The following is a 15798-nucleotide window of genomic DNA, read 5'->3' as shown; positions in this document are numbered from 1 at the left end:
GGCCTCAGCTCGCGCCGAAGCCCTTCGCCGTGCCGCTCTCGTTGTCCGCGTACGACTTCAGCGTCGTGTCCAGCCCCTTGTGGAGGCTCTCGGCCATCTTGGCCATCCGGCCGATGCCGTCGTGCCACTCGTCCTCGAAATCCTCGCAGGCGTTGTCGAGCGACTTGGTGCCCATCTGCTTGGAGTCACCCATGTGCTCCAACCGCTTGGTGACGGAGCGCATCCGCTCCCCGCACTCACCCAGTTGACGGGACACCGCACTCATCCGGTCGATGTCGATCCTGAAGCCGTCGGCCACAGCCCCGCCCCTCCAGTTCGCTCCGAGCAAGGTCTCCCTTGGCGCAAACGTTCTATCAGATTTACTCAACCATGACCAAAGAAAACACAGTTGACAGGCCAGTACACCATCGGCCACGGCCCCGCGGCAGCCCGGGGCGCAGCCCCTGTGCAATCCCCGCACAAGCCTCGCACAACCCGAAAGGGGGGTGCCCGCGGGCACCCCCCTCCGAAGCACCGGGCCGACCCGCTACACGGGCCCGGCCACCGCGGCGATCGGCGTCGTCACCGGCGTCCCCGAACCGTCCCGGCGCGGATCATGCTTCGGCAGCTCCACCGGCAGGCCCTTCTCCGTCGCGGCCCGCGCCGGCGCCGCACCCGCCCAGGCGAACGACAACACGTCCTCGCCGCGCAGGAACCGCTGGCAGCGCACCCCGCCGGTCGCCCGTCCCTTGCGCGGGTACTGATCGAACGGCGTGACCTTCCAACTGCTCTGCGCCTCACCCGTCAACGTCCCCGCCGCACTCGCGACCGAGACCACCACCGCCTCCGCCGCCGGATCCACCGCGGTGAACGACAGCACCCGCGCCCCGTCCGTCAGCTTCACCCCCGCCATACCGCCGGCCGGCCGGCCCTGCGGACGCACCTGGCCCGCCGGGAACCGCAGCAACTGCGCATCCGAGGTGATGAAGACCAGATCCTCCTCGCCGGTGCGCAACTCCACCGCACCGACCAGCTCGTCGCCCTCCTTCAGAGCGATCACCTCGAACTCGTCCTTGTTCGACGGCCACTCCGGCACCACCCGCTTCACCACACCCTGCACGGTGCCCAGCGCCAGCCCCGGCGAGGACTCGTCCAGCGTGGTCAGCGCCACCGCCCGCTCACCGGCCTCCAACCGCAGGAACTCACTCACCTGCGCACCGCCCGACAACGTCGGCGAAGGCGTCGGCGGCAGCCCCGGCAGATCGATCACCGCCAGCCGCAGCACCCGGCCCGCCGACGTCACCACACCCACGTCGGCACGCGCCGTCGCCGGCACCGCCGACACGATCACGTCGTGCCTGCCGCGCGACTCCGCCACCTCCAACGGCTCCCCGTCCGCCGTGCGCGCCAGCAGCCCCGTCGAGGACAGCAGCACCCGGCACGGATCGTCCGCCACCTCCAACGGCACCGACAACGCCGCCGCCGGCACCGCGCCCGCCTCCAGCAGCACCGTCCGCCGCTCCGTGCCGAACTGCTTCGACACCGCGCCCAGCTCCGCCGACACCACACCCCGCAGCTTGGTGTCCGAATCCAGGATCTCCGACAGCTCCGCGATCTCCCGGTTCAGCTTCTCCTGCTCCGTCTCCAGCTCCACCCGGTCGAACCGGGTCAGCCGCCGCAGCGGAGTGTCCAGGATGTACGAGGTCTGCGTCTCCGACAGTGAGAAGCGCTCGATCAGCCGCTCCTTCGCCTGCACCGCGTTCTCACTGGACCGGATGATCGCGATGACCTCGTCGATGTCGACCAGCGCCACCAGCAGGCCCTCGACCAGGTGCAGCCGCTCCTGGCGCTTGCGCCGCCGGAAGTCGCTGCGCCGCCGCACCACCTCGAACCGGTGGTCGACATAGACCTCCAGCAGCTCCTTCAGGCCCAGCGTCAACGGCTGGCCGTCCACCAGGGCCACGTTGTTGATGCCGAAGGTCTCCTCCATCGGCGTCAACTTGTAGAGCTGCTCCAGCAGCGCCTCCGGCACGAAGCCGTTCTTCACCTCGATCACCAGCCGCAGCCCGTGCTCGCGGTCCGTCAGATCCTTCACATCCGCGATGCCCTGCAGCTTCTTCGCGTTGACCAGATCCTTGATCTTCGCGATCACCTTCTCCGGCCCCACCGTGTACGGCAGCTCCGTGACCACGATCCCCTTGCGCCGCGCGGTGACGTTCTCCACCGACACCGTCGCCCGGATCCGGAACGTGCCCCGGCCGCTCTCGTACGCGTCCCGGATCCCCGACAGCCCGACGATCCGCCCGCCCGTCGGCAGATCCGGCCCCGGCACGAAACGCATCAGCGTGTCCAGGTCGGCGGCCGGGTGCTTGATCAGATGCCGCGCGGCCGCCACCACCTCCGTCAGGTTGTGCGGCGGCATGTTCGTCGCCATACCGACCGCGATCCCCGACGCACCGTTCACCAGCAGATTCGGGAACGCCGCAGGAAGCACCAACGGCTCCTGCTCACTGCCGTCGTAGTTCGGCCCGAAATCGACCGTGTCCTCGTGGATCGACTCCACCAGCGCCATCGACGCCGCCGTCAGACGCGACTCCGTGTAACGCATCGCCGCCGGCGGGTCGTCGTTGCCCAGCGAACCGAAGTTCCCGTGCCCGTCGATCAACGGCAGCCGCATCGAGAACGGCTGCGCCATCCGGACGACCGAGTCGTAGATCGACGCGTCACCGTGCGGATGCAGCCGGCCCATCACCTCGCCCACCACCCGCGCACACTTCACGTGCGCACGCTCCGGGCGCAGACCCATCTCGTTGGCCTGGTAGAGAATCCGCCGGTGCACCGGCTTCAGACCGTCCCGCGCGTCCGGCAGCGCACGCGAGTAGATCACCGAGTAGGCGTACTCCAGGAAGGAGCCCTGCATCTCGTCCACGACATCGACGTCGAGGATCCGCTCCTCGAAATCTCCGGGCGGCGGGGTAGGCGAACTGCGGCGGGCCATCGCGGCGGGGCTCCCTTGCGTCTGTCGGCGTCGTCTGTCGTCAACATCGGTCGGCATAGTCGGTCAGCGCCCCCATTGTGGACCCTGCGGCCGACACACCCCGCCAAGGGCTCTCCCCGGGCCCCGCACCACCGCCCCGCAGCACCGCCGGACCCCTCCCGGCCGCCACCGCTGCGTCCACGCTTCCGCCCGTGGCGAACGTCCGCCCCGCGCGGACACAACCACGGTCCCCGCGCGTTGCACCACAATGGGGGACGCCCGCGAACCCCTGACGGGGGACGCCCACCGAACCCCCGACCCTCGACGACGGGAAGGACCCGAGCGCATGGCCAACCCGGCCCCCGCAGCAGCCTCCACCGGAGGCACTGGCGCTGCCATCGCCATCACCGAACACCGCCTGGCCAACGGCCTGCGCGTCGTGCTCTCCGAAGACCACCTCACCCCGGTCGCCGCCGTCTGCCTCTGGTACGACGTCGGCTCCCGCCACGAGGTCAAGGGCCGCACGGGTCTCGCCCACCTCTTCGAGCACCTCATGTTCCAGGGCTCCGCCAACGTCTCCAACAACGGGCACTTCGAACTCGTCCAGGGCGCCGGCGGCTCCCTCAACGGCACCACCAGCTTCGAACGCACCAACTACTTCGAGACCATGCCGACCCACCAGCTGGAGCTCGCCCTCTGGCTCGAGGCCGACCGCATGGGCTCCCTGCTCGCCGCCCTCGACGACGCCTCCATGGAGAACCAGCGCGACGTCGTCAAGAACGAACGCCGCCAGCGCTACGACAACGTCCCCTACGGCACCGCCTTCGAGAAGCTCACCGCCCTCTCGTACCCCGACGGCCACCCCTACCACCACACCCCCATCGGCTCCATGGCCGACCTCGACGCCGCCACCCTCGAGGACGCCCGCGCGTTCTTCCGCACCTACTACGCCCCCAACAACGCCGTCCTCTCCGTCGTCGGCGACATCGACCCCGAGCAGACCATCGCCTGGGTCGAGAAGTACTTCGCCACCATCCCCGCCCACGACGGCAAGCAGCCGCCCCGCGACGGCGCGCTCCCCGACACCATCGGCGGCGAACTGCGCGAACTCGTCGAGGAGGACGTCCCCTCCCGCGCCCTGATGGCCGCCTACCGCCTCCCGCACGACGGCACCCGCGAGGCCGACGCCGCCGACCTCGCCCTCACCATCCTCGGCTCCGGCGAGTCCAGCCGCCTCTACAACCGCCTCGTCCGCCGCGACCGCACCGCCGTCGCCGCCGGATTCGGCCTGCTCCGACTCTCCGGCGCCCCCTCCCTCGGCTGGCTCGACGTGAAGACCTCCGGCGAAGCCACCATCGCGCAGATCGACACCGCCGTCGACGAGGAACTCGCCCGCTTCGCAGCCGACGGCCCCACCGCCGAGGAACTGGAGCGCGCCCAGGCCCAGATCGAACGCGAATGGCTCGACCGGCTCACCACCGTCGCCGGCCGCGCCGACGAACTCTGCCGCTACGCCGTCCTGTTCGGCGACCCCAAGCTCCTCAACGAAGCCCTCCCCAAGGTCCTCGACATCACCGCCGAAGAGGTCCAGGCCGTCGCCGCAGCCCGGCTGCGCCCCGACAACCGTGCCGTCCTCGTCTACGAGCCCACCGCGGGCGACGACGAGAGCGACGCCGCCGACGAGGACACCGACGCCGACGACACCCAGGAGGAGACGGCCGCATGAGCACCGACCCCACCCCCACCATGACGTTCCACCCCCAGCCCACCCCCGGCACCCCCACCCCCTGGGCGTTCCCGCAGCCCGACCGCACCACCCTCGGCAACGGCATCACCGTGCTGTACTGCGACCGCCCCGGCCAGCAGCTCGTCGCCGTCGACGTCCTCCTGGACGCCCCGCTCGCCGCCGAGCCCGAAGGCCTGGACGGGATCGCCGGCATCCTCGCCCGCGCGCTCAACGAAGGCACCGACACCCTCACCGCCGAGGAGTTCGCCGCCGAACTGGAGCGGGCCGGCGCCACCCTCGACGCCCACGCCGACCATCCCTGCATCCGGGTCTCGCTGGAGGTCCCGGCCTCCCGCCTGCCCCGCGGCCTCACCCTGCTCGCCGACGCCCTGCGCGCCCCCGCCCTCCCCGAGGACGAGATCGAGCGCCTCGTCGCCAACCGCCTCGACGAGATCGTCCACGAGCAGGCCAACCCCGCGCGCCGCGCCGCCAAGGCCCTCTACGCCGACCTCTTCGACGCCGCCGACCGCCTCTCCCGCCCCCGCGGCGGCACCGCCGACAGCGTCAAGGGCATCGACCGGCCGGCCGTCAAGGCGTTCTACGACGCCCACGTCCGCCCCGCCACCACCACCGTCGTCGTGGTCGGCGACCTCACCGGCACCGACCTGCCCGCCCTCCTGGAGAGCACCCTCGGCGTCTGGACCGCCGCCCCCGCCGACGTCTCCGTCCACGCCCCGGTCACCGCCGACGACACCGGCCGCGTCGTCATCGTCGACCGCCCCGGATCCGTCCAGACCCAGCTCCTCATCGGCCGGATCGGCCCCGACCGCCACCACGACAGCTGGGCCGCCCAGGTCCTCGGCACCTACTGCCTCGGCGGCACCCTCACCTCCCGCCTCGACCGCGTCCTGCGCGAGGAGAAGGGCTACACCTACGGGGTCCGCGCCTTCGCCCAGCCGCTGCGCTCCGCCGCCGACGGCTCCGGCCGCTCCCTGCTGGCGATCAGCGGCTCGGTCGACACCGCGTCCACCGCCCCGGCGCTCGCCGACACCTGGACGATCCTGCGCACCCTCGCCGCCGAGGGCCTCACCGACGCCGAACGCGACGAGGCCGTCCAGTTCCTGGTCGGGGTCGCCCCGCTCAAGTACGAGACGGCCGGCTCCGTCTCGGGCACCCTCGCCGACCAGGTCGAGCAGGGCCTGCCCGACGACTACCAGTCCGAGGTCTACCGCAGGCTCGCCGAACTCGGCACCGCCGCGGCCACCGAGGCCGTGGTCGCCGCCTTCCCGCCCGAGCGCCTGGTGACCGTCCTCGTCGGCGACGCCGCCGTGATCGCCGACCCGGTGAAGAAGCTCGGCATCGGCGAGGTCACCGTCATCACCTCCTGACCGGTCGGACAGGCAGGTCGGGCAGCCAGGTCGGGCCCGGCGGAGCATCGGCTCCGCCGGGCCCCTCGCGTTGCCGGCCGCTCCTAAATCCCTTGCCCCGGTGCCGCGCCCCGTGGGTAGATGTCCCCGCAGCGCGATCCCACGATCCACTGCGACGCAGCACGATCCACCGCGAGACAACGAGAGGAGGCGGTCACCATGCGGGTCGAGCCCACCCTGCGGCGCACCGGCGCCCCACGCTCCCCGAGACTGCCCCGTCCCGTTTCGCGACGCCGCAGCAACGCCTGAGCGCTGCCGCCTTCGGTCATTCCCGAGCCACGCCGGAAGCTTCGCGCGGCACCCCCGAACTAGCATGGAAACCAGTCGACCCCGGAGGTCGTTCAGTCATGTCGTACACCGAAGTACCAGGCATCCGCGTACCCATCCGGATGTGGGCCGACCCGGCCACCGTCGAGGGCCAGGCCATGCAGCAGCTGCGCAACATCAGCTCGCTGCCCTGGCTGCACGGCCTCGCCGTGATGCCCGACGTCCACCTCGGCAAGGGCGCCACCGTCGGCTCCGTCATCGCCATGAACGGCGCCGTCTGCCCGGCGGCGGTCGGCGTCGACATCGGCTGCGGCATGAGCGCGGTGAAGACCTCCCTCACCGCCAAGGACCTGCCGGACGACCTGTCCCGGCTGCGCTCCAAGATCGAGCGGATCATTCCGGTCGGCCGCGGCCTGCACTCCGACCCGGTCGACCCGCACAAGCTGCACGGCTTCCCTACGGCGGGCTGGGACGACTTCTGGCAGCGCTTCGACGGGGTCGCACCGGAGGTGAAGTGGCGGCGGGACCGGGCCATGCAGCAGATGGGGACGCTCGGCAGCGGCAACCACTTCTGCGAGGTATGCATTGATGACCATGGGTTTGTATGGCTAATGCTTCACTCCGGGTCGCGCAACATCGGCAAGGAACTGGCGGAGCATCACATGGGCGTCGCCCGGTCGCTCCCGCACAACCAGGGCCTGGTCGATCGTGATCTCGCGGTGTTCATTGCGGACACTCCGCAGATGGCTGCCTACCGGCAGGACCTGTTCTGGGCGCAGGAGTACGCCAAGAACAACCGAGCGGTCATGATGGCGCTCTTCCAGGAAGTCGTCCGCCGCGAGTTCGCCAAGGCGAAGGTCGGCTTCGACGAGGTGATCAGCTGCCACCACAACTACGTGGCGGAGGAGCGCTACGACGGCGTCGACCTGCTGGTGACCCGTAAGGGCGCGATCAGGGCCGGTTCCGGCGACCTCGGGATCATTCCGGGCTCGATGGGCACCGGGTCCTACATCGTGCGCGGCCTCGGCAACGAGGCGGCGTTCCACTCCGCCTCGCACGGCGCCGGCCGGAAGATGAGCCGTAGTGCCGCCAAGAAGCGGTTCACCACGAAGGACCTGGAGGAGCAGACCAGGGGCGTGGAGTGCCGCAAGGACAGCGGGGTCGTGGACGAGATCCCGGGGGCGTACAAGCCGATCGAGAAGGTCATCGCGCAGCAGAAGGACCTCGTCGAGGTGGTTGCTCACCTCAAGCAGGTCGTCTGCATCAAGGGCTGAGCATCGGTGACGAGTGGGCCCCGACCTGGTCGGGGCCCACTCGCGTCTAGCCGAGCGACTTGGCTCGCGGGCGCTTGGGGCCGATGAGGCGCCAGCGACGAAGGCTGCAGCTCTGCACGGTCCGCCCGAGTTGCCCGGCGGCGTCTGCGGCACTGCCGGCCGCGAGAAGGGTCTCGTCCTCCTCCGTACTCCAGCTCCGGCGGAGGACCTTCTTCACCCCGGGTGGCCGCACCCAGGCCGCAGCATGATCCGCGCTTGCTTGTTTGCGGGGGAGGGCCAGGCATCCGGGGTAGTAGAGGTCGAGGGCGATGGCAACGGCCTCCTCCCTGCTGAACACGATGTTGTAGATCGCATCACGGTTGTTCCGCCTGAAGACACGGCGGGTGTCGGTGAGTTCGCCGAAGTACCGGGAGGAGAACGCCGCCAGCGCGTCGCTCTGCGTGGTGAAGCTGACGAACGGCAGGTCCTGGGCGGTGCGTCCGACCGATCCGTCGGCGTCTATCAGCCCGCGGAGGTAGTCGCGCTCCACGAACGGCACCTTCGGCGGAGCCACCGTCAGCGACTTGCGGCCGACCGGGAAGCCGAGGGCCTTGAGCTCCTCCCGGAACTCCAGGGCGCACACGGTCCACTGGACCGAGGTGTGCTCGGTCGCGAAGTTCGTCGCCCGGGTGCGGTAGGTGATGCCGCTGTTGTACGGGCAGAGTCGCTGGAAGGCCTCAAGGATCGGGGCGTCCCGGGCCGAGAGCTCGACCGTGAGCCGGCCCTTCCGCCCGATGCCCTGGGAGAGGTGCCCGTCCGCCTGGAGGAATCCGAACAGGTAGGCGTGTCCGGGGTTTTCGAGATCGAGGAAGGTCATGCCCGAAGCTTCCGGCCGGGTGGTGGCCGGAAGCTCCTGATCGATCGCCAGTTCGCCCGATGGTGGGGTTACCGCCGACTTTCCGTTCGATCCGTTCGGTGTGCGGGGGTCAGCCCAGGGCCTTGATCAGTTCGGCTGCCAGCGGGGCGGACGAGGCCGGGTTCTGGCCGGTGTAGAGGTTGCGGTCGACCACCACGTGGGGTGCCCACGGCTCGCCCTCCTGGAAGTCGGCGCCGAGGGCGGTGAGCCGGTCCTGGAGCAGCCAGGGGGCCTTGTCGGCGAGGCCGGCCTGGGTCTCCTCGGTGTTGGTGAAGCCGGTGAGGCGGTAGCCGGCGAAGGGGGAGGCGCCGTCGGGGCGCCGGGCGGCGAGGAGGGCGGCGGGGCCGTGGCAGACGACGGCGAGGGGCTTGCCGGAGTCGAGGGCGGCGGTGAGCAGGCGGCCGGAGTCGGCGTTGACGGCGAGGTCCTCCATGGGGCCGTGGCCGCCGGGGTAGAAGACGGCGTCGTACTCGGTGAGGTCGACGTCCTCCAGCCGGACGGGGGCGCGGAGCTGGTCGATGGCGGCGAGTTCGGCGGCGACGGCGTCGGCGGCGGCCTGGCCGCCGTTGGACTCGGGGGTGAGGCTGCCCCGGTCGACGGTGGGGGTGACGGCGCCGGGGGTGGCGATGGTGATCCGGTGGCCGGCGGCGGTGAGGGCGCGGTGGGGTGCGGCGAGTTCCTCGGCCCAGTAGCCGGTGGGGTGCTTGGTGCCGTCGTTGAGGGTCCAGTGGTCGGCGCCGGTCAGCACGATGAGGATGTTCGACATGTCGGTTCTCCGGAGGGGTGCGGGGCCGGGTCTCGGCTCGGTGATCTCCTTGAACGTAGGCCGTTCTCCGATCGGTATCCAATAGGCTTGCCATCATGTCCGATAGGAATTCCGATGGCTCGGCCGGTGGCGGCCCGCTCGATCTCGTCCACCTGCGGACGTTCCTCGCGGTGCACCGGACGGGTTCGTTCACGGCGGCGGCCCGGCTGCTGGGGCTGTCGCAGCCGACGGTGACGGCTCAGATCCGTTCGCTGGAGGGGCGGTTGGGCCGACAGTTGTTCGAACGGCTGCCGCGCGGGGTGGCGGCCACCTCGGTGGCGGACGACCTGGCCGCGCGGGTGGCCGGGCCGCTGGACGCGCTGGCGGCGGTCGCCGACGGGGGCGGCGCGGAGCCGGGCGTACCCGCCGAGCCGGTGCACCTGGCGGGGCCGGCGGAGCTGCTCTGCGTCCGGGTGCTGCCGGCCCTGGCGCCGCTGGTCGCGGAGGGTGTGCGACTGCGGGTCACCACCGGGCTCACCGACGACCTGCTGGACGGACTGCGCGCCGGGCGGTTCGATCTCGCCCTGTCCACCGTCCGCCCGCGTGGGCGGCAGCTGAGTGCGGTGCCGCTGACGGACGAGGAGTTCGTCCTGGTCGCGGCTCCGGCCTGGGCCGGGCGGATCGGTCCGGACCGGGTGGCCGAGCTGGGCCCGGCCGCGCTGCACGGGGTGCCGCTGGTGACGTACGCCGAGGACCTGCCGATCGCGCGCCGGTACTGGCGGCATGTCTTCGGCGCCCGCCTGTCGGGGCCCGCGGCGGTCGTGGTGCCGGATCTGCGGGGGGTGCTCGCGGCGGTGGTCGCGGGGGCCGGGTACTCCGTCCTGCCGCGGTACCTGTGTGCGGGGGAGCTGGTGTCGGGCGCGCTGGTGCTGCTGCTCGATCCGGAGGACCCGCCGATCAACACGGGTTTTCTGGTGCGGCTGCCGGGTGCGGCGGTGAAGCCGCACGTGGCGCTGGTGCGCGACCTGCTGCTGCGGGAGGCCGCCGGCTGGTAGGCCGTGGTCGCGGTAGGTCGGCCACGCCTACGGCCACGCCCACGGCGACGGCTCCGGCGTGGGTCCGGGTGCCGGGGGCGAGGCCCCGGGCGGGGTGGGGCCGGGCACGACGAAGGGGTGCGCCGTCGTGCGGCACACCCCTTCGGGGAGCTGTGGCGGGCTCAGGCGGCGGGCAGCTCGTCGAGGCCTTCCTGGACGAGCTTGGCGACGCGGTCGAGGGCGGCGTCGGCGCCTTCGGAGTCGGAGGTGAGGACGACCTCTTCGCCGCCCTCGGCGCCGAGGCCGAGCAGCCCGAGCATGGAGGCCGCGTTGACGGGGGTGCCGCCGGGCTTGGCGATGGTCATCGGCACGCCCGTGGCCGTCACGGCGCGGACGAAGATGGAGGCGGGACGGGCGTGCAGGCCCTCGGCCCAACCGATGGTGACGCGGCGCTCAGCCATGATGACGTGCCTTTCAGGTGTTGCTGGCCATGTTCGGAACGGCCATGTTGTCTAGACCAGTGTTACACGCGTGGAGGGGTGCTCCGCAGCCCCGGGAGAGGCTCCGCAGCCGTCGGGCGGCGGAGTGCGGCCCGGCCCTCGCACCGGTCGCCGTCCCTCCCACCCTGCCGTGGGTGCGTGCCCGGCGCCATGCGGCTCGCCGCCGGATAACCTGACGAATGTGGACGACTCTCCGGTACCGCAGCCCCAGCCGACCGACGAGCAGACGCCGGCGGGCGGCCCCCGCCCCGGCGGGCAGCAGCCGGGCGGGCAGCGGCCGACCGAGGATCCGGGGTACCCCCGGCACTGGGAGGCCGACGTGCTGCTGCGCGACGGCGGAACGGCCCGGATCCGGCCGATCACCACGGCGGACGCGCAGCGCCTGGTGGAGTTCTACGAGCAGGTCTCCGACCAGTCGAAGTACTTCCGCTTCTTCGCGCCGTACCCCCGGCTGTCCGACAAGGACGTGAGGCGTTTCACGCACCACGACTTCGTGAACCGGGTGGGCCTGGCCGTCGTCGTCCGGGACCGTTTCATCGCGACCGTCCGCTACGACCGCATCGACGCCACCGGCCGCCCGTCCGAGCAGGGCACCACCGCCGAGGTGGCCTTCCTGGTGCAGGACGCCCACCAGGGCAGGGGCGTCGCGTCCGCACTGCTGGAGCACATCGGCGCGGTCGCCCAGGAGCGGGGCATCCGCCGGTTCATCGCCGAGGTGCTGCCGGAGAACCGCAAGATGGTGAAGGTGTTCACGGACGCCGGGTACACCCAGCGCCGCAGCTTCGCCGACGGGGTCGTCCACCTGGAGTTCGACCTGGAGCCGACGGCGGCCTCGCTCGCCGTGATGCGCGCCCGCGAGCACCGGGCCGAGGCCCGATCGGTGCAGCGCCTGCTGACTCCGCGCTCGGTCGCGGTGGTCGGGGTCTCGCGCAACCCGCAGACGGTGGGCCGGGCGGTGCTGCGCGACCTGGCGGGCTTCCGGGGCCCGGTGTACGCGGTGAACCGCAACGCCGGGCCGGGCACCGAGCTGGACGGGGTGCCGGTGTTCCGCTCGCTGCTGGAGATCCCCGGCCCGGTGGACCTCGCGGTGATCGCCGTCCCCGCGGGGGCGGTGCCCGGCGCCGTCGCCGACTGCGGCGCGCACGGCGTGCAGGGCCTGGTGGTGGTGACGGCCGGGTACGCCGAGACCGGCCCGGAGGGCCGGGACCGCCAGCGGGCGCTGGTGCGCCAGGCCCGGGCGGCGGGCATGCGGGTGATCGGCCCGAACGCGTTCGGCCTGATCAACACCGATCCGGAGCAGCCGCTGAACGCCTCGCTGGCGCCCGTCCTGCCGCAGCGCGGCGGGTTCGGGATCTTCTGCCAGTCCGGGGCGATCGGGGTGGCCCTGCTGGAGGCCGCCCACCGGCGGGGCCTCGGCGTGTCCTCCTTCGCCTCGGTGGGCAACCGCTCCGACGTCTCCGGCAACGACCTGCTGCAGTACTGGGAGGAGGACCCGGCCACCGACGTCGTGCTGCTCTACCTGGAGTCCTTCGGCAACCCGCGCAAGTTCACCCGGATCGCCCGCCGGCTCGCCGCCAGCAAGCCGGTGGTGGTGGTCAAGGGGGCCCGGCACACCGGCAGCCTGCCGCCCGGCCACGCCGTCCAGCCCGCCGTCAGCGGACTGCGCGACGCCACCGCCGACGCGCTGTTCCAGCAGGCCGGGGTGCTGCGGGTGGACACCATCACCGACCTGTACGACACCGGTGAGCTGCTCGCCCTCCAGCCGCTGCCGCCCGGCGACCGGGTGGCGGTGGTCGGCAACTCCGACTCGATGGGCCTGCTGACCCACGACGCCTGCCTCAGCGCCGGGCTGCGCCCGCGCACCCCGGTCGACCTGACCACGGCCGCGACCGGCGAGAACTTCCGGATCGCGCTGGACACCGCCCTCGCCGACCCGGGGGTGGACGCGGTGATCGCGGTGGCGATACCGCCGATCGGCACCGCCGCGCACGCCTTCATGGGCGGCCGGCTGCACGAGGCGGACCCGGGCTCGGACGACCCGGAGATCGCCGAGGCCCTGCTGGAGGCGGCCGTCCGGGCCCGCGAGGCGGGCAAGCCGCTGCTGCTGGCCCATCTGGCGCTGACCGACCTGCCGGGCCGGCTGCTCGCGGGCGGCATCCCCGCGTACCCCTCACCGGAGCGGGCGGTGCACGCCCTGGCGCACGCCGTCCGGTACGCGCACTGGCGGCGCCGGACGGCCGAGGCGGAGGAGACCGCGCGGGTCCCCGAGCTGGACCGGGTGGACGAGGGCGCGGCGCGGGCGCTGGTCGACGCCGCACTCGGCACCCGGGCGGCGGTCGCGGCCCGGACCCAGCCGGGCGGCGCCCGGATCACCCTGCCGGAGGCGGACGCGGCGGCGCTGCTCGCCACGTACGGCATCGACGTCCACCCGGCGCTGCCCGCGCCGGACGAGGAGAGCGCGGTGCGGGCCGCCGCCGCGCTCGGCTACCCGGTCGCGCTCAAGGCGACCGCCCCGCACCTGCGCCACCGCCCTGACCTGGGCAGCGTACGTCTGGACCTGACCGGTGAGCCGGGCCTGCGCCGGGCCCACCGGGAGCTGGACGCGCTGGTCGGCGGCGCGGCGAAGGCGCAGCTGGTGGTGCAGGGGCTGGCGCCGCGCGGGGTGGACACGGTGATCGGCGCGACCGTCGACCCGGCGGTGGGCACGATCCTGTCGTTCGGGCTGGCGGGTGCGCCGGCCGAGTTGCTGGGCGATGTGGCGCACCGGCTGGTGCCGGCCACCGACCAGGATGTGGCGGGTCTCATCCGGGAGGTGCGGGCCGCTCCGCTGCTGTTCGGCTGGCGGGGTGCGGCCCCGGTGGACACGGCGGCCCTGGAGGAGGTGCTGCTGCGGGTGTCGCGGCTGGTGGACGACCTGCCGGAGGTCGCCTCGGTCGATCTCGAACCCGTGGTCGTGGCCCCGCACGGGCTGGCGATCCTGGGGGCGCGGGTGCGGATCGCACCCCTGCCCGTGCGCAGCGATCTGGGCCCGCGCGCGATGAGCAGCCTGTAACCTTCCTTGGTTGCGCCCCATCCGGGGTGCTCGTGCGCCGGGAGCCCGGCGCCGCGGCGCCCGCTTCGTCGGCGGGCCGTGCCAGGATGGAGCCATGGCCAAGACCGGTACCACCAACACTCAGGACCTGCGTTCGGCGATCGAGCGCAGTGGCTACTACCCGGCCCTGGTGTCCGAGGCGGTCGAGTCCGCGGTGGGTTCCGAGCCGATCAGCTCCTACCTGGTGCACCAGGAGACCACCTTCGACGCCAACGAGGTCCGCCGGCACGTGACCGTGCTGGTGCTCACCCAGACCCGGTTCGTGGTCAGCCACACCGACGAGCAGTCCGGTGACGCGAACAGCCCGGTGCCGTACGCGACCACGTCGACCGAGTGCGTGCGGCTGGACCGGATCGGCTCCGTGGTGCTCAGCCGGATGGTGTCCAACCCGGAGACGTACACCCCGGGCACGCTGCCGCGCGAGGTCGTGCTGACCATCGGGTGGGGCGCCGTGCAGCGCCTCGACCTGGAGCCGGCCGGCTGTTCGGACCCGAACTGCGACGCCGACCACGGCTACACCGGTTCGGCCACGGCCGACGACCTGTCCCTGCGGGTCAGCGAGGCGGGGGACGGCCCGGAGACGGTCTCGCAGGCCCTGGTGTTCGCGCGGGCCCTGTCCGAGGCCACGATCAGCAGCGGCCGGTCCTGAGCGACCGGGGAGAACAGAACCTCACGATGACTCTCGCACCCACCGACGGCTACGACTCCTTCGAGATCCTGGACCCGGCCGAGGCCCCCGCGCCGCTGTACGGCAGCGGGTCGCTCAGCGACCTGCTGCCCTCGGTCGCGGCCGGTCTCGGCGTGGCCGGCTTCTCCTCCACCCTGCCGATAGCGCCCGCCGACCGGGCCTGCGTGTTCCTGGTCGACGGCCTCGGCTGGGAGCTGCTGCTGCGCCACCCGCAGTACGCGCCGTTCCTGAGTTCGCTGGCCGGCACCTCGCTCGGCAACACCGGCCGCCCGCTCACCGCGGGCTTCCCGGCGACCACGGCGACCTCGCTGGCCTCGGTCGGCACCGGTCTGCCGCCGGGCCGGCACGGCCTGGCGGGGTACACGGTCGCGGTGCCGGGCACCGGGTACCTGATGAACCAGCTGCGCTGGCAGCCGCCGACCGAGCCGAGCGTCTGGCAGCCGTACCCGACGGTCTTCGAGCGGGTCCAGGCGGCGGGGGTGGCGACCTGTCAGGTGTCCTCGCCGCTGTTCGCGCAGACCCCGCTGACCAGGGTCGCGCTGTCCGGGGGCACCTTCCACGGCCGCACCACCGGCGAGGAGCGGATGGACCTGGCGGCCCGCTGGCTGGCCGAGCACGACCGGGCGCTGGTGTACACGTACGTCAGTGAGCTGGACGGCGCCGGGCACCGCTTCGGGGTCGACTCGGACGACTGGCGGATGATGCTGAACACCGTGGACCGGCTCGCCAAGCGCCTCGCGGAGCAGCTCCCGCCGCGTTCGGTGCTGTACGTGACGGCCGATCACGGCATGATCGACATCGCGCCGGAGGACCGGATCGACTTCGACGACGACTGGGAGCTCAGTGCCGGCGTCGCCCTGCTCGGCGGGGAGGGCCGGGCCCGGCACGTGTACGCGGTGCCGGGGGCGGCGGCCGACGTCCACACCGTGTGGAGCGAGGTGCTCGGCGACCGGATGTGGGTCGCGACCCGCGAGCAGGCCATCGCGGCGGGCTGGTTCGGCCCGGTGGTGGACGACCGGGTGTACGCCCGGATCGGCGACGTGGTCGCGGCGGCCCGGGACGACATCGCGGTGATCGCCTCCCGCAAGGAGCCGGGCGAGTCGACGATGATCGGCCTGCACGGCTCGATGACCCCGGTCGAGCAGCACGTGCCGCTGCTCGAAGTCCGCGGCTGAGCCCCGCACCGACCGACCTC

Annotated in this window: 12 protein-coding genes; 7 read left to right on the top strand and 5 right to left on the bottom strand. The window is 72.4% G+C overall.

Going from position 1 to position 15798, the window contains the following annotated elements; translation table 11 throughout:
- Positions 1–4 precede the first annotated feature (4 nt).
- Positions 5–298, bottom strand: a complete 294-nt coding sequence (locus ACFUK0_RS12870) for a WXG100 family type VII secretion target (protein WP_380249213.1) — start codon at positions 296–298, stop codon at positions 5–7.
- Between the two features lie 228 nt (positions 299–526).
- Entirely contained in the window at positions 527–2977 is a 2451-nt protein-coding gene (locus tag ACFUK0_RS12865) for a DNA topoisomerase (ATP-hydrolyzing) subunit A (protein WP_380249211.1), read from the bottom strand.
- Between the two features lie 325 nt (positions 2978–3302).
- Between ACFUK0_RS12865 and ACFUK0_RS12860 the strand changes: the two genes are divergently transcribed.
- From ACFUK0_RS12860 to ACFUK0_RS12850, 3 genes are all read left to right on the top strand, one after another.
- Positions 3303–4682, top strand: a complete 1380-nt coding sequence (locus ACFUK0_RS12860; protein WP_380249209.1) for a M16 family metallopeptidase — start codon at positions 3303–3305, stop codon at positions 4680–4682.
- The gene (locus tag ACFUK0_RS12855) at positions 4679–6070 is read left to right on the top strand and encodes a M16 family metallopeptidase (protein ID WP_380249207.1); all 1392 of its coding nucleotides are present in this window, start codon (positions 4679–4681) and stop codon (positions 6068–6070) included. The genes ACFUK0_RS12860 and ACFUK0_RS12855 overlap by 4 nt, the downstream gene beginning before the upstream one ends.
- Positions 6071–6456: 386 nt before the next feature.
- Entirely contained in the window at positions 6457–7650 is a 1194-nt protein-coding gene (locus ACFUK0_RS12850; protein WP_380249205.1) for an RtcB family protein, read from the top strand.
- 46 nt (positions 7651–7696) lie between these two features.
- Here ACFUK0_RS12850 and ACFUK0_RS12845 read toward each other — a convergent pair whose 3' ends face one another.
- Positions 7697–8506, bottom strand: a complete 810-nt coding sequence (locus tag ACFUK0_RS12845) for an LAGLIDADG family homing endonuclease (protein ID WP_380249203.1) — start codon at positions 8504–8506, stop codon at positions 7697–7699.
- Positions 8507–8615: 109 nt separating this feature from the next.
- Positions 8616–9311: a type 1 glutamine amidotransferase domain-containing protein gene (locus tag ACFUK0_RS12840; RefSeq protein WP_380249201.1), complete on the bottom strand. Its 696-nt coding sequence runs from the start codon at positions 9309–9311 to the stop codon at positions 8616–8618.
- A 95-nt stretch (positions 9312–9406) separates the two neighbouring features.
- Between ACFUK0_RS12840 and ACFUK0_RS12835 the strand changes: the two genes are divergently transcribed.
- On the top strand, positions 9407–10345 hold the full coding sequence (locus tag ACFUK0_RS12835; protein WP_380249199.1) for a LysR family transcriptional regulator: 939 nt from the start codon (positions 9407–9409) through the stop codon (positions 10343–10345).
- A gap of 161 nt (positions 10346–10506) precedes the next feature.
- On the opposite strand, the gene ACFUK0_RS12830 is transcribed toward ACFUK0_RS12835, so the two are convergent.
- Positions 10507–10785 carry an HPr family phosphocarrier protein gene (locus ACFUK0_RS12830; protein ID WP_380249197.1) on the bottom strand — a complete coding sequence of 93 codons (279 nt, stop codon included), beginning with the start codon at positions 10783–10785 and terminating at the stop codon, positions 10507–10509.
- Between the two features lie 358 nt (positions 10786–11143).
- On the opposite strand from ACFUK0_RS12830, the gene ACFUK0_RS12825 reads away from it, so the two are divergent.
- The 3 genes from ACFUK0_RS12825 to ACFUK0_RS12815 all read left to right on the top strand — a co-directional run bounded on the left by ACFUK0_RS12825 (position 11144) and on the right by ACFUK0_RS12815 (position 15778).
- Positions 11144–13876: a GNAT family N-acetyltransferase gene (locus ACFUK0_RS12825; protein WP_380249277.1), complete on the top strand. Its 2733-nt coding sequence runs from the start codon at positions 11144–11146 to the stop codon at positions 13874–13876.
- A gap of 94 nt (positions 13877–13970) precedes the next feature.
- Positions 13971–14564 (top strand): DUF5998 family protein, encoded by a 594-nt coding sequence (locus ACFUK0_RS12820; RefSeq protein ID WP_380249195.1) that lies wholly within the window; start codon positions 13971–13973, stop codon positions 14562–14564.
- A 26-nt stretch (positions 14565–14590) separates the two neighbouring features.
- Entirely contained in the window at positions 14591–15778 is a 1188-nt protein-coding gene (locus ACFUK0_RS12815) for an alkaline phosphatase family protein (RefSeq protein ID WP_380249193.1), read from the top strand.
- The last annotated feature ends 20 nt before the right edge of the window (positions 15779–15798 follow it).

Origin of the sequence: Kitasatospora sp. NPDC057223 (genome assembly GCF_042669755.1) — a bacterium.
Classification (GTDB): Bacteria; Actinomycetota; Actinomycetes; order Streptomycetales; family Streptomycetaceae; genus Kitasatospora.
The sequence above is the reverse complement of the archived record's forward strand: the minus strand, read 5'-3'. Positions and strand labels throughout refer to the sequence as shown.

What these genes read in the sequence shown, in the direction of transcription:
- ACFUK0_RS12865 (WP_380249211.1), bottom strand. Translation starts at nt 2,977, where the DNA reads ATGGCCCGCCGCAGTTCGCCTACCCCGCCGCCCGGAGATTTCGAGGAG.
- ACFUK0_RS12860 (WP_380249209.1), top strand. Translation starts at nt 3,303, where the DNA reads ATGGCCAACCCGGCCCCCGCAGCAGCCTCCACCGGAGGCACTGGCGCT.
- ACFUK0_RS12855 (WP_380249207.1), top strand. Translation starts at nt 4,679, where the DNA reads ATGAGCACCGACCCCACCCCCACCATGACGTTCCACCCCCAGCCCACC.
- ACFUK0_RS12850 (WP_380249205.1), top strand. Translation starts at nt 6,457, where the DNA reads ATGTCGTACACCGAAGTACCAGGCATCCGCGTACCCATCCGGATGTGG.
- ACFUK0_RS12845 (WP_380249203.1), bottom strand. Translation starts at nt 8,506, where the DNA reads ATGACCTTCCTCGATCTCGAAAACCCCGGACACGCCTACCTGTTCGGA.
- ACFUK0_RS12840 (WP_380249201.1), bottom strand. Translation starts at nt 9,311, where the DNA reads ATGTCGAACATCCTCATCGTGCTGACCGGCGCCGACCACTGGACCCTC.
- ACFUK0_RS12835 (WP_380249199.1), top strand. Translation starts at nt 9,407, where the DNA reads ATGTCCGATAGGAATTCCGATGGCTCGGCCGGTGGCGGCCCGCTCGAT.
- ACFUK0_RS12830 (WP_380249197.1), bottom strand. Translation starts at nt 10,785, where the DNA reads ATGGCTGAGCGCCGCGTCACCATCGGTTGGGCCGAGGGCCTGCACGCC.
- ACFUK0_RS12820 (WP_380249195.1), top strand. Translation starts at nt 13,971, where the DNA reads ATGGCCAAGACCGGTACCACCAACACTCAGGACCTGCGTTCGGCGATC.
- ACFUK0_RS12815 (WP_380249193.1), top strand. Translation starts at nt 14,591, where the DNA reads ATGACTCTCGCACCCACCGACGGCTACGACTCCTTCGAGATCCTGGAC.